The following is a 15,763-nucleotide window of genomic DNA, read 5'->3' on the forward strand; positions in this document are numbered from 1 at the left end:
CCGCTTCATTCTATTCGCGACCGGAGCGAGCCTAGAACGCTCCGGCGATGGTGAGGCGGAACGTCAACGGCTCCACGGGGTGCAGCACATAGTCCATCACGCCATTCTGACAGACTGCCAGCGGCGCAGTGCCCGACGTGCAGAGGTTATAGAGCGTGTCGGTCTTGAGCATCGAGCCATAGGCATAGGTGATCTGGTTCGCCCTCGCATTGAAGAGATTGAGGACGTCGAGCTGGAGCCGCCAGCCATTGTCGATGCGGTAGCCAAGCCGCCCGTTGAAGATGCTGGTCGCAGAGGAGCGGAATGCGTTGTCCTCCGTCAGCGGGCTCGACGCCAGATAGCGCCAGCGCAAGGTCCCGAACCATCCGGTCTTCTCGCCCAGCGTGACGCCGGCCGATGCCACCATCGCCGGCGCGTTCGGAATGTAGTTGCCGGGCGCCTTGCCGATCTGTGCCTCGGGATAGCCGGCGAGCGAGGCATAGACCTCCGCCTGCTCGCTGTCATAGCCGCGAAAGCGCGCATGAGTCATCGCGAGATCGGCGTCGATGTCGATCCAGGAACTGGGCCGGTAATGGTTGGTCCATTCAAAGCCATAGCGGCGGCTGGCCCGGGTCGCCGAGGTGTCGCCGGCGTCGCCTGCGAACAGGATCTCGGAATCCTGATCGAGGATGAAGACGCTGAGCGAAGTGTCGAGGCCAGGCACGATCCTGCTGCGCACGCCGACCTCCGCACCCCTGGTCCGCACCAGCAGCGGTGACGGCGTGAGCCTCTTCGTGGGATCGCTCGGGTCCTCCGTCGTCGTCGCACCGCGGGCGTCATTGGAATGCATGCCGTAGCCGGCGCCGAAGAAGAGCTCGGTTTGGTTGAACGGGCCAAGCACCACGCGGAATTTGGGGCTGCCGAGCGCAGCGTCTACCCGGCCGGAATTGTTGGTGCTGAACCGCGACGTGACGTCGGCGGCATAGTAATCGCCGCGCCATCCGACCGTCGTCCTCAGCCAATCGGTCCAACGCACGGTATTTTCGGCATAGACGCCGACGCTGCCCTCGCCGACCTTGTCGCTGCGGATGTTCGACAGGAAGCCACGCCGGAATGTGTTGGCGAGCGCCAGATCAATCGAGTCGTAGCGCGATTGCAGGCCGAAGGTGGTCTGCATCGGCAACCCCGCCAACGAACCGTTCAGCGTGCGCGAGGTGTTGGCCCCCAGCATCAGGCGGTCGTCATGCTGGTGAAACTGGTCGCCGAGCACGGGATCGCTGAGGAAGTAGGTGAAGTTGTTGAAGAGATCGAGCTGGCTCTTCACCACATAGGCGTTGGCTTTCCACGCGCCGAGATCGTCGCTCTGCGCGATGCGGCCCGAGAGCGCAAAGCGGTTGGTGTTGCCGCCATCGCTTGGATCTTCCGAGCCGAAGCGGCCGAGAAAACCGGCCGCGATCGCACGCTGCGGCACCTGGTCGGTCGAATTCCATCTGTTGGCATAGGCCATGCCGGTGACGGACACGCCGTCGGTCACGGTGCCCTGGCTGTAGCGCACGAGACCGTTGAGCTTTCGCACATTGTCCGGATTGTCCCACGGGCCATTGTAAGTGCCGATCTCGCCGGCCATGAGCAACGCACCGTCACCGATCTTCGCGGAATCCATACCGAGCAGGCGGCGATAGCCGAAGCTGCCGGCGGTGACCTGCGCCAGCCCCCTGGTGCGGTCGAGCAGGCCGATGTGCACGCTTCCGACCGAGGCGAAGTCGCCTTCGTCGGCGAAGTACGGCCCCTTGCGCACGTCCACCGCGGCGACGGTTTCCGGGATCAGCCAGTTGAGGTCGGCATAGCCCTGGCCGTGCGCGTGGGTGCGCATATTGACCGGAATGCCGTCGACGGTGATGGCGAGGTCGGTGCCATGGTCGAGATTATAGCCGCGCAAGAAATATTGGTTGGCTTTGCCCTCGCCGGAATGCTGCGTGACGATGAGACCCGGCACGGCCTCGAGCGCCTCGCCCGGCCGCGTGAAAGGGCGGGCGTTGAGCTCTTCGCCGGAGATGGTGATCTCGCTGGCCATGCTGGGCTGACCGTTTGCACGCGAGGTGGCGCTGTGCCCATCCGAGGTCTGCGTCGCCGCTGGATACACGAGGATGCGATGGCCTGCGGCGGAGGGCTTGCCGGTGCGGCGCGATCCGACCGGCCGTTTGCGCTCCGACGTCGCGTCACCGCCGACCTCGATGGGCGGCAATTCGCGCTGGCCGCTGTTGCTCTGCGCGAGAGCACGACCGCCATCCGCGAGCAGCACCAGGACCGAAAGTGCCGTCAATGCGCCGCCGCCACGACAGGGCTCACGCCGCTTCGGTCGCATCGGCGCATTCCAGCGCTTTCGTTGCGGCCCGGTGCCGGCTGCCCTCGAAGATGCGACGATAAAGCACGACCGAGACAAGCCATGCGATCGCAAACAGCGCGATCACGGCGAAGCCGACATTGGCGAGCGACTCGTTGAGACCGTCGACCAGCGTCCATATCGTCCCGGACAGGCCGAGCCGGTCGGCGGCCAAACCGAGCGCCTCGACACCGCCGATGAACAGCGCGACCGCGACGGACGCGCCGGTGATCGTGAGGTTATACCAGAGCTTTCGCAAGGGATCGACGAAGGCCCATCGGTAAGCGCTCACCATCAGCGCGGAGTCGGCCGTGTCGACCAGCGCCATGCCGGATGCGAACAGAGCAGGGAAAACCAGCACGTCTGCGACCGAAGCGCCGCGCGCGGCTTCGCTCGCAGAGATGCTGAGCAGGCTGATCTCGGTCGCCGTGTCGAAGCCGAGCCCAAACAGGAAGCCGAGCGGATACATGTGCCAGGGCTTTGTGACCATGCGGAAGAGCGGTCCGAGCAGGCGCGCGAGGAAGCCGCGCTTGGCCAGCAGCGCCTCGAGCCCTTCGGCATCGTGAACGCCCTGCTCCCGTGCGGCCCGAACCGTTCGCCACAGGCCGACGAAGATGACGAGATTGATGGCCGCGATCACGAGCAGGAACAGCGCCGACACCGACGTGCCGATGAGGCTGCCGATCTCCTTGAGCAGGCTGTCGCCGCCAAGGCTCACCACGCCGAGCGCAAGCAATATGGTCGCGACCACAACGACGGTGGAATGGCCGAGCGCAAAATAGAGACCGACGCTGTGCGGGGCGCCGCCCGCCTGCATCAGTTTGCGCACCACGTTGTCGATGGCGGCGATGTGGTCGGCATCGACGGCATGGCGCAGACCGAACACCCAGGCCAGCAGCGCGGTCGCCAGCACCGTCGGCCGGTCGCCGAACAGCGCGAAGGCCCAGGCCCACGCGGCGATGTTGGCGGCGATGAGCGCCCCGAACAGCACCACTGTCCCGGATTCAATCGCCCGCAAAGTCCGCCTCACCGCTTGCTCCATCCACTCGATCCCGCAGTATGAGGTTTATCAAGAACTCTCATACTGACAAGAGCAAGAGCCGCGCCAGTTTCGGCCGCGCCGCCGTAGAGCACCCAGGAATAGAGCTCATCGCATTGATTTAGCGGAGCATTTTCTGCGCAGCCCATGACCGCCGCAGAACGGGCGGCGGCGCGTCTATTGGCAAGCGACTATCCACCTCGACCGTCAACTTGACGGTCGGCAGAGCCGCGCTGACGCCGACGGTTCCCACGACCGCGCCGTCACGCGCCCGGCAGCACTTCACGCAATTGCAAGGGCCGCGATCACATGTCGACGGTCATCGACAGCAGATATGTGCGTGGTGCGCCCAGGAAGAATGTTCCAAAGGAAGCCACGCTGGACCAGTAACTCTCGCCGGTCACATTCTGGATGTTGGCGCGGAAGACCGTCTTCCTGCCGTTGATCGCGGTGGTATAGCGGGCACCGAGGTCGAGCCGCGTCCATTCGGGGATCGGCTGCTTGTTCGCGCTATCGACGAACTGCCTGCCGGTGTAGATGACGGCTCCGTTCAAGGTGAGATCCCGCATCCACGGGAGGTCCCACTCCGCCCCGATATTGGCCTGAATGTTCGGCACGCCGATCGGGGTGTTGCCCACATTGGCTGCGACGGCGGTCTTCGTCAGGGTGCCGTCCAGCAGCGAGATGCCTCCGAGGACACGCACATCCGGCATGATCTCGCCGTAGACGTTGAATTCGAGCCCACGGACCTGTTGCTCGGCGGTCGCAGCGAAACGCCCGGCGGACAGTTCGCCGCTCGCCTTCGATATCTCGAAAGCGCTGAAGGTGGTTGCGATCCGACCGAACTCCACCTTGATGCCGGCCTCGTACTGCTTGGCGACGTAAGGCTGCAGCACTTCACCGAAATTGGATGCGTTCTGGGGAGCCACGTCGCCCCGGGCGAGACCTTCGACGTAGTTTGCGTACAGGGAGATGTTGTCCAGGGGCCTGACGACGAGGCCGACCACCGGCGTGACCGCGCTCTTGTCATAGGACGAGCTCAGCGTCCCGACGTTGGAGAGGTAGTTGTGCGCCTCGATACCCTGGCGCCGAACACCCAAGGTCAGCAGGACATGCTCGTCGAGCACGGACAAGGTGTCGGCAACCGAAAACCCCGTGAGCTCGCTGTCCGAAAGCCGAGGGCGATCGCTGATCTCGTTGGCGAACTGAGTCGGCGCAACGGTCGGATTGTAGATGTTCGACGTCACCAGGCTGCCGTTGGTCAGCCGCCGGTACAGTGCGTCGCGATAGACCGAGGCCTGGAAGGCGACGGAATGATGAACGAAGGCTGTATCGAAGCGGGCGCGAACGCCACCATCATATGTGGTTCGGTCGATGCTGAGGCCGAAGAACTGTGGAGTCGAGGTCGTGTCACCGCTCGTATTGATGATCGTCGGAACGCCGAAGAACCGCTCGACATTGGTCTTGGAGCCGCCGACATCTGCAAACAGCGTGACCTGATCGCTAACGTCGTACTCGGTTCGCAGCAAAGCAGATTGGTCGTTGATGCGTGACCATTCCCAAGGCTGGGTCACGTTCAGCTTGCCGTCCGGCGCCTTCGGCACCTGCAGGCCGGGAGCCATCAGAAATGGACGTGACGGCGCATCGAACCGATCGGTTTGTGCGATGAGATAGAGCCAGGACCTGAACCGTTCGCCCTGATAGTCGAGGGCCAGCGATCCGACGCCGGTCGTTTCGGATTGGCGGTTGATGGGTGTGTCGCCGTCACGCACGCTCCCGCTGGCCCGCACGCCCCACTCCCTGCCATCCCCGTAGCGCCTCGCAACATCCCAGTGACCGCCGAAGCGTGCGGTCGAGCCGTAACTTGCGGTCAAGCGGGTCAAATCCTCCTCGGCACGCTTGGGCACGACATTGATGACGCCGCCAACGCCGCCATTGGGCGCCATGCCCGAGAGCGCCGCCGAGGGACCTTTGAGCACTTCGATGCGCTCGACGTAATCCGTGAAGATGCGATATGTCGGCGCGATTCCGTAAAGACCCTCGAAGGCGAATTCGCCATTGTTGCCTTCGTTGATCGGGAATCCGCGAATGTTGAAGGAGTCCACCACGCCGCCCGTCGGATGGGAGCTTCGCACCGACGGATCGAGGATCAAGGCGTCCGCCCCCGTTGCCGCCTGCTGGTCCTGAATGAACCTGTCCGTGTAGCTCGTCACGTTGAACGGTGACTTCATGGTGCTGGTATTTCCGAGCACTCCCAGCCGCGCCCCTTGAGCGACCTGGCCGCCAGCAAAGGCGGGCACGACACCCGGTTGCGATCGCGCTGCGACAGTCTGGGCGGTTTGAGCTTGCGGCGGGCGCCGCGACGCCGATCGGGCCCGGACCTCGTTTCGCCTGGTCGGCGCGCGACGGGCCGATTGTTGCGCCGGAGCTTCGACAGTCACCGGTGGAAGTGAGCTGCCGCCCTGCGGCGTTTGGGATCGAGCAGGTAGTTCGAACCACGTGAGCAACGCCACTCCACCCAGCAGCGCCGCAGCAAAGCGCGCTAGCGTCCCAACCCCACCCCGACGTCGCATTCCCAGGAAGTCCTTCTTCAATGGCGCGCAACCCGCAGTAACGCGGCAATGCGCTCAATCCGCAGCGACCGTGGATCGAAAATGCCCTTGTCTCCGAACTCGGCCGGCACGCATCGCCTCTTTAAGAAGACGCCATCGTGACGACAACGCAAATGCGCGCGCCGCGACTTAGAATGCCTCGATCATTGCCGACCGTGAGGCAAACGTCTGGAACGATTCAAAACGCGCTTGGATGATTCCAAATCGGTGCGGTCGCATGCCGCAGCAATGCCCACACGGCGTGCGCTTATCGCTGTCAGTCGCGCTTGAGCCCGATCGACTTGACGATGGGAGCCATGTGGACCAGCTCGTCTTCGACCAGTCGCTGAAACTTGTCGGGACCCGAATCGATGTCCGGCTCCAGACCTTGGGAACGATAGCTTTCCTGCAATCGAGGATCGGCCATCACGGTGCGGGTCGCCGCAGCGATCCGTTCCACGATCGCATCCGGGGTCGCTCTTGGCGCGAACAAGCCAAACCAGCCGGCATAGCTGAGGCCGGGCATGCCGGATTCGATCACCGTCGGAATTTCCGGCGCGCCGCTCAAGCGTCGATCGCTCGTCACGGCGATCAGCCGCAGCTTGCCAGCATGATGCAGTTGCAGGAGCTGGCTCGAGACCACCGCAATCACCGCGGAGATCTGTCCGCTCACCAGATCATTGGTCGCCGACGCCATGCCCCGATAGGGCACGTGGACGAAATCCGCTGCGAGGCCGGATTGCAGCTTGAACATCTCCCCCACGAGATGGTTGCCGGTGCCGACGCCCGGGGTGCCGTAGGAAAGCTTGCCCGGATTAGCCTTGGCAAAATCTACGAGCTCCCGCAGATCCTTCACCGGCAAGGAAGGATGAACCGCGAATGCAAGCGTGCTGGTGATCAAGCGATAGATGGCGCGGAAATCACGGACCGCGTCATAGGCGGGCTGCGCCGAAGACAACGGAATCATCACCTGGGTGCTGCCATTGCCGAGCAGAAGGGAATAGCCGTCGGGTGCGCTCTGCGCCACCGCGGCGGTGCCGATCGCACCGCCAGCGCCACCGACATTTTCGATGTAGATCGGTCCCAGCAGCGAGGCAGTCCTTTCGGCCCAGGGACGGCCGATCTGATCGCCCGCGGCGCCGGCCGTATAGGGAATGACCAGCCTTATGGGCCGGGACGGGTAATCATCAGCGGCAGCGCCAGCGGGCCAGGCGGCGAGCGCCGCGACCCGCGCCGCCATATCGAGCAGTTCTCGTCGTGAGAAGAGGGACATCGTCTCGCATTCAGGACCGTGCGACCATGTTACACGACTGGGAATATCTGAAAATCCGCGCGGGAAGATCGCTGCCCTGCACTGCCGAGGCAACGGGCGCACGCCGGTGGCGGCCCGAATCCCCGCGCCTGACAGATCGTTTAAGAAATTGGTAACGATACGAACCGCGTTGAGCGCATTAATGCAAAGCGCCCGCCGCCGGTGTCGAGCTCGTAACGACGCTGCTATAAAGCGCGGCCGGGGCTCGATCGATCCTCGCGAATTGTTGATTGCGCATGACCAAGCTGAGCAACACATTCGACGTCGCCATTGAGCCGTCATTCGACTTTCTGTCTGCGGAATATACGGAGCTGTTCGAGCACTCGGCCGCCACCGCGTTCCAGCATCCGATCTGGCTGCACAGCCTCTATACCAGGCTCGCCTCCGACGCGGGTGCGACACCTCTGGTCGTCGTGGTCCGCCACCGCGCCACGCGAGCCCTTGCGATGGTGTTGCCCTTGCTCCGCATCCGGCGCGGCCCGATCCGAACGGTCGAATTCGCCGACCTGCGCGTCTCCGACTATCTGGCCCCGGTTTGTAGCCCGGACGTGTTTTCGCAGCTGCTCGACGACGCGGGGGCATGCGCGGAGATTCGGCGCCTCGTTCGTCCCTTCGATCTGTTCCGAATGACCAAGCTGCCCGACGGGCGGCTTCCGATCGAAAACCTTCTGGCTGCGCCCCGCCGCGTGGCGATGGATACCAATGCCTACGCCACGGTTCTCGTCGCGCCGTTCGAGCAGTGGCGGAGCAGTGCGATCGATCGCTCCTATCAGAAGGAGCTCGCAAAGAAATACCGCCAGCTCCAGAAGAAGGGCACGCTGAGCTTCTCGTGCTGCAACGACAGCGCCTCCGTCCTCGAGGCGCTGGAGGTGATGAAGAGATTTCGCGGTCCTAGCTTTCAGGCGCAAGGCGACGGCGATCTGCTCCAGCGTCCCGAATATTTCCGCTTCTATTCCGACGTGGCGCTTCGTGGTCTCGGCAGCTTTGTGCGCCTCTACGCCATGAAGATGGACGGCGAGGTGATTGCTGCCGTGCTCGGACTATGTCATCGGGGCAGCTTTCTCGTCATCATGAGCGCCTTCGACATTGCCGGATACAAGAGCCAGTCTCTCGGCGCGCTGATGTTCGAGCAAGTGACACGGGCTTGCATCGAGCGCGGAGATCAGATGCTCGATTTCACCATTGGTGACGAGCCGTACAAGAGATTGTTCGGCGCACGGCCTTCGCCGATGTGGGCGGTCACACAGGTAGGCAGCACCGCGGGCGCCATCGCTCTGTTCGCGCTGAAGCAGGCTCCGTGGCTGAAGCTGGCAGCCAAGCGACTAGCCGATTGGCGGCTCCTGCTCGCCCGCACCCCGACGCTCACGCGCTGATCCGGCGGGGGGCGATGCGCCGCAACGCTCAGGCGCGCAGCGCCCCGCGAACGCGTCCAAGCCAGCCCGGATGCATTTGATCGACACGGTGCGTCAGGCTGCGCCGCAGGAAGTGCAGCCGGCGCCGGACATCCCAGCCGATATCGTTGCGGGAGGTCAGGGCCTGGCGGAAGCGCGCCATCTTCAGGGACTGCTGGTCCGCCACGACCTTGTCGCGATCGGAATAGAACTGCGAAATCTTATCCCGGCCCATGCCTGATGTCGTGAGCCATCGCGGCGCGTATTCGGTGCAAAGACGATCGACGTCCACCAGCAGACGCGCAACGCCCGTGCCGGCCGCGGGGCAATTGGTCTGGAACGCATCGCCGATGAGCACGACGCCGGGCTGGAGGTGTCCTTCAACCACGGTCAGGTCCATCACCCAGTTCTGGACCCGGTCGATGACGCTGAAATCGCCGAGATAGGGCTGCAATCCCGGCAGCAGACGCAAGACGGTCGCTTCCGGCTCGCGGCGCAGCTCGCGCATGATCGGATCGGTCGGGTCTCGGAACATGAAGAGATTGGCGCGCATGCCGGCCCGGACGGGAAACAGGCTGAGATAGTCGATGCCGTCCGCCGTCCGCTCGCCATAGCAGGTCAGCGCCTCGAAATCGAACGGGCGACCGTCCCGGCGGGCAATCGTGAAGCCGAACGAAACAGAGTGCCGCTCCGCCAGCACGCGACGCCTGATGCCCAGCCTGTAGCCGAGAACTCCCGCCATTCCCGTGGCGAGCACGACGAGGCGCGCCGTCACGCCTCGTCCGGACGCCAGCTCGATATGCTGGAGGTCGTCGCTGCAGCTGATCGCGATGACCTCGTCGACGATCAGGCTGGATGGATCGGGTATCTGGCTGCGCGCCATGGCCACCAGATCGGCATAGGGAAATCCGTAAGCCTGGCCGACGCTGACATCGACCACCTTGCCTTCCCGGATATTGAGCACCTGATCGTATCGACAGGCGGCATTCTCGAGCGCGTCGAGAAAGCCCAGCTTGCGCAGCATCGCCAGCTGATGCCCGCCGATCTTTTCGACCCGGAACTCGTCCGGATAGACCGCCCGCTTGTCGATCAGGGCAATGCGGTGCCCTGCCCGCGCCAGCATGGCCGCCGCGAGCGATCCGGCAAGGCCGCCGCCGACGATTGCGATATCCGCAACGGTTCTCGAACTGTCGGCTGCGGCAAGCGGCTCGCTCTCAGTTCTGTCCGCCGTCATGATCCAGGCTCCCACGTCAACCAAAGTCGTACCTGCAATTCCCCGGCCTGATGTCGCATCACAGGACCAAACGCGATCATTTCTCGATATCGAGGTTAACGGAGCAAAGTGCGGCCATCCCGACGAGGGCGGCACGCTCCTTGCTCGGGACTCCCCGTAAATTGCGGTTGCGGGCAGCGCAGGCGCGTCGCGGCGGCATGCCGTCACATGGTTCGAGCCGGCCTTGCTCGATCCGGGACAATGAGGACGACGATGTTCCACAGTGAAGCAACGGACCTCGCGACCATATCGTCGCTGCCAGGATTCTGGGCCTCGCGCATTAACCCTCGCGATTTTCCGACATGCTAGGTTGTCGTCAACATCGGAACTTGTCTCCGCGGGAGAGAGCGGCTCCTTAAACTTCCATGATCGAATCCATCCTCCAGTTGTTGCGGCGTGACGTCACGCGCGGTGTTGTCGGGACCATCCTCCTCAAGGTCGGCAGCGGCGCGCTTGCGTTTGCGTTGTTCTCGCTGGCGGCACGAACGATGTCGCCCGACGGCTTCGGTATCTTTGCGACCTGGCTTTCGGTTGCCCAGATCGCCGCCGTCGTGGGACTGGTCGGCCAGGAATCGTTGCTGGTGCGCTTCCTGAACGAGTATCAGGTCGGCGGCAGACCGGATCTCACCAAAGGCGTCCTCCTGTCGAGCCTCAAGATTGTCTCACTCGCCATGCTGACCGTGACCGTTGGCATCGCTCTGGTGGCGAACATGAGAGGCGACGGTTGGCTCCTCATACTCGCGGCTTGTGCCTACACGGCCGTGAACGCAGGCGTGATGCTCGGCAGCCAAATTGCACGATCGTTGGTCAGCATTCTCATGGGCGAGGGAAATCGCGAGTTTTTCTGGCGGGTCATCGTTGTTCTTTTCCTGGTCGTGATGCTGCTCGCGCACCGGCAACTCGATCCCGCCGAGTTGTTCGCGGTAATGACCATTGCCATGTCGGTCGGACTGACCGCGCAGATCGTTTCAACGGCGCGCGCGCTGCCCAATTTGCGCGGCACCGCAGCCCGTTCCGAAACGTCCCGCTGGCGGTCGAGCACCCTTCATTTCTGGCTCGCATCCATTCTCGAGGTCGCGAACCAGTATTTCGACGTGATCCTGGTCTATTGGATGCTGGATCCGACGACGGCCGGAATCTACTTTGCCGCCTCGCGCCTCGCCAACATCTTCGCCATGGTGTCCGCCGCGCTATACACTTTCGGCGCGCGCCGGCTGCCATCGCTGTATTTCAGCAAGAACCATCTGGAGTTCGAGCGAACGCTGCGGCTGATGGCGGAAGTAACCGCGCTTTGCGTGGCCGCCGGGCTTGCCACGATCTGGATCGGCGGCCCTTATCTCCTCAACCTGTTCGGACCTCATTTTACCGAACAGCATTCGGTGCTGATCGTGCTCGCTATCGGAACGGCCATCCAGGCTGCGGGCGGCCCGTCCGCTGCGATCCTGCAGCTGACCGGCCATGAACGAATCTATGTTCCTGTCGTGGCCGCCAACGTCGCACTGCGGCTCGCGGGATTTCTCGTCCTCATTCCCTGGCTTGGCGTGCTAGGCGCCGCGATCTCGGCCACAGTGTCGCTTGCACTCGCGACCATTGCCCTGAACGTGCTCTGCCGCCGGCGATCGGGGGTCGATCCTTCAATTCTAGTGCTGCTGCGCTTCACCGCCATGAAACGCGGCAACTATGCGGTCCGCGGCGCCGACTCCGCTGAGTAGCCGGCGTTCACGCATCGGCGGCGCGCAAGACCGATTGGTTAACGCGCTCCCCGATCATCGTTCGGGAACCAGCGAAAAAACGGCACGAACGATGTCGACGGGCAAGCCGCGCATTAACTTCGTTTGTTTCGAGTCGGTGTCCGCGCGATACCCGCGTGATAGGTACGGAGTTAAGAAGGTGAAGATTTCGTTTCTAACGGGTCGGGGATCCGTGCTCCACTATCAGCCGAACAAAGAACTGGGCGAGACCACCGCGACCGACCTCGCGCGGTCGAACGGCGGCGGACGAAAACTCCACGTGCTTCTCGCGCAAACCCAGGCCGAGAACGCCGGTGCGCAAGAGATCTCCCGGCTGCTCGGCGCCGGGCTGACCGCGCGCGGCCACCGCGTCACCAACCTCTTCTTCTTCCGCAAATCGGATTCTTTCGACGAGCCGCCCGATACGCTCTATTGCACGCCGAGGCGGCCGGGCAACCCGATAGCGCTGTTGCAGATGCTGTGGACGCTCGGCCGTCACGTCCGCACGGTCAAGCCTGACGCCGTCCTGACCTTCCAGCATTTCGGCAACATCATCGGCGGCGGCGTGACGCGCCTCGTCAGTCGCGCACCGGTCGTCGCCAATCAGGTTTCCTCCGCGCTGGCGATGAGCTGGCCGCTTCGCACTGCCGACATCGCCATGGGCAGCCTCGGCTTCTTCGACCGCATCACGCTCAATTCGCAGGACATGGAGCGCGAATATTCGCGCTATCCCGCGGCCTACCGGTCGCGCATGGTGCATGTGCCGCACGGCTTCGATGACAAGGCCCTCACCCTGTCGAAGGAGGCGGCCCGACGAGAGTTCAACTTGCCGGCCGACCGCGTCCTGCTCGGCTGCGCCGCAAGGCTGCATCCGCACAAGCGGCTCGATGCGGCGATCCGTCTGCTGCCGGATGAACCTTCCTGGCACCTCGCGCTCGCCGGCCAGGGCGCCGACGAGGCCCGGCTGAGACAGCTGGCGGATGACCTGAAGGTGTCGGACAGGCTGCATTTGCTCGGGGAAATTCCTCCCAGCCGGATGGCGGACTTTCTCGCCTGTCTGGATGTGTTCGTATTCCCGACAAAGGCCGAGACTTTCGGTCTGGCTGCGGTCGAGGCTGCCAACGCCGGTGTGCCGTCGGTCGTCACCGATCTTCCGGTCCTGCGCGAGGTGTTGTCCTATGAGGGCAAGCCGGCTGCCCTCTTCGTCGATGCCGCCGATCATGCGAAGCTCTCGGCGGCCGTTTCCACGCTGCTGACGGACCACCGTTTGCGCGACGAGCTGCGACAAAACGCCAAAGGCCTGAGGCTGCGCTATTCGGTAGATGCCATGGTGGAGGAATACGTTCGAATTCTCGGCCAGGTCATTTGACCTGATACCATGGAAACGGGCTCGACATGATCATCGAGTTTCGCTGTGAACGCGCGTACGCGCGGCGGTGGATGAACCGCGAGACGCTGTCGGTCAACGGCCGGGATGTTCCGGTCCAAATCGCGTGGGCTGCAACGGCCGAGCCGCGACCCGCGGGCCTCGACGCCCTGTTCGAGCTCGAACGCGTGGTGTTGCACAAGGGCAAGCCGAGCGGCGCCAACCGGCTGACCAACATTCCGGAACCGATGCGGGCTCGCACCGCGACTGCTGACGTGATCGTCGATTTCACCGGTGGCGCGCGCGATCCGAACTGCTCCGCCCGGCTCTATCTCCGTCCGCTGTTCAATGGAGTTGCAGGCGAAAATGCCGCGCTCGCCGCCATTCTGGCCGGCGACCTGCCGGTGATCGACATCGTCAACGAGGTCGATGGCTCGGTCGTCGATCGCGGTCATCCATCCAGCGAAATTGCCGCAGGCCTCAGCGGCGCGCTCGAAACCGTCATGGCGCGAACACTGACCATGGTGGCGGCGATCCTGTCGGGAAGGCCGCGGATTGTGCCGCAGCTGGCGCGCCCCGCCGGAAACGGCTCGCGCCACGGCCCCATTGGCTACGTCGCGCGCGGCCTTGCCGCCTCGATCGCCAAGGAGATCTATCGCCTCTGCTGCTATGCCCCCCATTGGCATATCGGATGGCGCTTCAATGACAATGCGGGCGTCTGGCAGACCGGAGATCTCTCTGGGCCAAGCTGGAACGTTCTGGCAGATCCGGGCAACCACTTTTACGCGGACCCGTTCCCGATCACCTGGCAGGGGCGGACATTCGTCTTCTTCGAGGACCTCGACCATCGCGTCGGCAAGGGCATGATCTCGGCGATCGAGTTCGGTGCCGACGGGCCGACCGGCGATGTCGTGCCGGTGCTGGAAGAGCCCTGGCACCTCTCCTATCCGTTTCTGATCGAAGACGGTGGCGAGTTGTGGATGATCCCGGAGAGCTCGATCCACGCCGACGTTGCTCTCTACAGATGCGTGCGATTCCCTGACAAATGGGAGCGGCACGCGACGCTGCTGTCAGGGCTGGAGCTGGCTGACGTCACGATCACGCGGCACAACGGCCTGCATTATTTGTTCGGAGCCTGGCGCGACGGAACTGGCGGCTACTCGGACTCGCTGGCGATCTATTATGCCGATCACCTCCTGGGGCCCTGGTTGCCCCACGCCAGCAATCCGGTCCTGATCGACCGCGCGAGCACGCGGCCGGCGGGGAATTTCGTCACGATCAATGACAAATTGTGGCGCCCGGTCCAGAACTGCACCGACGGATACGGCGCGGCGCTCGCGCTGGCGGAGGTGGTCGAACTGTCGCCAACGACCTTCAAGCAAGTCGTTCGCCATTCTTTGAAACCGGGACCGCTGTGGCCCGGCAGGAAGCTCCACACCCTGAACCGCTGCGGCCGGCTCGAGGTGATCGACGGATCGCACATCCAACCCAAGACCCGCGCCTTCGCGAGCAGATTGCCATCGATCGTGTCACCTGCGCGAACCAGCCCCTATACCGCCGGCTGAAGCGGCGGCCGTCCCTGCCCTCCTTGGCCAAGACGGCCGCCGCGCTGACCCATTGTCAGCGCAGCGGCGAGGCCACGGTCGATCACCTTGTCGTTCGAATGTCGCCGGGAGCCGCGACCTATTGAGAGCGATCCGAGGTCCAGCCCTTGTACTCGGCGACGTTGTCCCTGGTCACCAGCTTCGAAGGCAGCAGCTCGACGGTCGAGGCCGGCTTCTGGCCATTGAGAATGCCGACCCCGACCTGCACGGCCCGCCGCGCCATGAAGAACGGGTCCTGCGAAGCAGAGGCCTGGATCTGCGGCGACTGCGGGTCCTTCAGCGCCGCCTCGATATCGGGCGCGCCGTCGACCGCCGTGATGACAATGCCCGTGCGGTTCTGCTGGCGCGCCGCAAGATCGGTGCCGATCGCCTGCGGATCGTTGATGGCGAAGATGGCGTCGATCTTGGGAAAGCGGGTCAGATAGCCCTGCGCGACGGTGAGACCGCCCTCGCGCGAGCCCTTGCCGTCCTGATCGCTCGACAACACCTTGATGCCGGGATTCTTCGCGAAGACGTTCTTGCAGCCGACGACGCGGTCGATCACGGCAGAGACCTGCGGCCCGTTCTCGATGACGACGTCGCCCTTGCCGCCGAGCTTGTCGACGATGTACTGGCAGGAGATCTCACCGGCTTGCACGTTGTTCGTGGTCACGGTGGCATCGGCGCCTTCGGCCGCTGTGTCGACCGCGACGACGACGATGCCCGCGGCTTGCGCCTTCTTGATCGCCGGCCCGATCGCCTTGGGATCACCGGGGTTGAGCAGGATCAGATCGACGCCGGCCGCGATGAAATTGTCGATCTGGGTGACCTGCTTGCCGAGATCGTATTCGAAGCCGACCGTCGTGATCTTCACGTTGGGATTGGTCTTCTTCGCCTCGAACTCGGCGCCTTTCGACAGCGCGACGAAGAACGGGTTGCCCATTGATCCCAGCGAGACGCCGATCGACTTGAGCTCCTTGGCGAAGGATGGCGCGATGGTCAGGGCAAGCGCTGTCGCGGCGCCGGCAAGCATGATCGTCTTCAACATGGACTTCCTCCCTGGTCTGTCTTCGTCCCCGGCGCGGCAGACCAGTTGCCGCAACGGAATTCGCATCG

At 63.8% G+C, this 15,763-nt stretch carries 10 protein-coding genes; 4 read left to right on the forward strand and 6 right to left on the reverse strand.

The features are described from left to right. Nucleotides 1–31: 31 nt before the first annotated feature. The 4 genes from P6U31_RS23005 to P6U31_RS23020 form a co-directional block, all read right to left on the reverse strand. A complete protein-coding gene (locus P6U31_RS23005; protein ID WP_407184062.1) occupies nt 32–2,344 on the reverse strand; it encodes a TonB-dependent receptor in 2,313 nt (770 codons plus the stop codon). Beyond that, on the reverse strand, nt 2,325–3,404 hold the full coding sequence (locus tag P6U31_RS23010) for a HoxN/HupN/NixA family nickel/cobalt transporter (protein WP_407184064.1): 1,080 nt from the start codon (nt 3,402–3,404) through the stop codon (nt 2,325–2,327). The genes P6U31_RS23005 and P6U31_RS23010 overlap by 20 nt, the downstream gene beginning before the upstream one ends. 302 nt (nt 3,405–3,706) lie before the next feature. Continuing rightward, nucleotides 3,707–5,974, reverse strand: a complete 2,268-nt coding sequence (locus P6U31_RS23015; RefSeq protein ID WP_407189918.1) for a TonB-dependent receptor — start codon at nt 5,972–5,974, stop codon at nt 3,707–3,709. A 295-nt stretch (nt 5,975–6,269) separates the two neighbouring features. Then, nucleotides 6,270–7,265 carry a Bug family tripartite tricarboxylate transporter substrate binding protein gene (locus P6U31_RS23020; protein WP_407189919.1) on the reverse strand — a complete coding sequence of 332 codons (996 nt, stop codon included), beginning with the start codon at nt 7,263–7,265 and terminating at the stop codon, nt 6,270–6,272. Between the two features lie 275 nt (nt 7,266–7,540). Here P6U31_RS23020 and P6U31_RS23025 point away from each other — a divergent pair, with 275 nt between their 5' ends. Further along, on the forward strand, nt 7,541–8,677 hold the full coding sequence (locus P6U31_RS23025; RefSeq protein ID WP_407184066.1) for a GNAT family N-acetyltransferase: 1,137 nt from the start codon (nt 7,541–7,543) through the stop codon (nt 8,675–8,677). 28 nt (nt 8,678–8,705) lie between these two features. Here the strand turns inward: P6U31_RS23025 and P6U31_RS23030 are convergent, their stop codons facing one another. Beyond that, nucleotides 8,706–9,929 carry an FAD-dependent oxidoreductase gene (locus P6U31_RS23030; RefSeq protein WP_407184068.1) on the reverse strand — a complete coding sequence of 408 codons (1,224 nt, stop codon included), beginning with the start codon at nt 9,927–9,929 and terminating at the stop codon, nt 8,706–8,708. A 404-nt stretch (nt 9,930–10,333) separates the two neighbouring features. On the opposite strand from P6U31_RS23030, the gene P6U31_RS23035 reads away from it, so the two are divergent. The 3 genes from P6U31_RS23035 (at nt 10,334) to P6U31_RS23045 (ending at nt 14,629) form a co-directional block, all read left to right on the forward strand. Next, the gene (locus P6U31_RS23035) at nt 10,334–11,680 is read left to right on the forward strand and encodes a lipopolysaccharide biosynthesis protein (RefSeq protein ID WP_407184070.1); all 1,347 of its coding nucleotides are present in this window, start codon (nt 10,334–10,336) and stop codon (nt 11,678–11,680) included. Nucleotides 11,681–11,891: 211 nt separating this feature from the next. Beyond that, the gene (locus tag P6U31_RS23040; protein ID WP_407189920.1) at nt 11,892–13,067 is read left to right on the forward strand and encodes a glycosyltransferase family 4 protein; all 1,176 of its coding nucleotides are present in this window, start codon (nt 11,892–11,894) and stop codon (nt 13,065–13,067) included. Nucleotides 13,068–13,093: 26 nt separating this feature from the next. Then, nucleotides 13,094–14,629 (forward strand): hypothetical protein, encoded by a 1,536-nt coding sequence (locus tag P6U31_RS23045; protein ID WP_407184071.1) that lies wholly within the window; start codon nt 13,094–13,096, stop codon nt 14,627–14,629. A 118-nt stretch (nt 14,630–14,747) separates the two neighbouring features. Here the strand turns inward: P6U31_RS23045 and P6U31_RS23050 are convergent, their stop codons facing one another. Further along, nucleotides 14,748–15,695, reverse strand: coding sequence for an ABC transporter substrate-binding protein (locus P6U31_RS23050; RefSeq protein ID WP_407184072.1), 948 nt, complete (start codon nt 15,693–15,695; stop codon nt 14,748–14,750). Between the last annotated feature and the right edge of the window lie 68 nt (nt 15,696–15,763).

Origin of the sequence: Bradyrhizobium centrosematis (assembly GCF_045571495.1) — a bacterium.
Lineage (GTDB): Bacteria > Pseudomonadota > Alphaproteobacteria > Rhizobiales > Xanthobacteraceae > Bradyrhizobium > Bradyrhizobium centrosematis.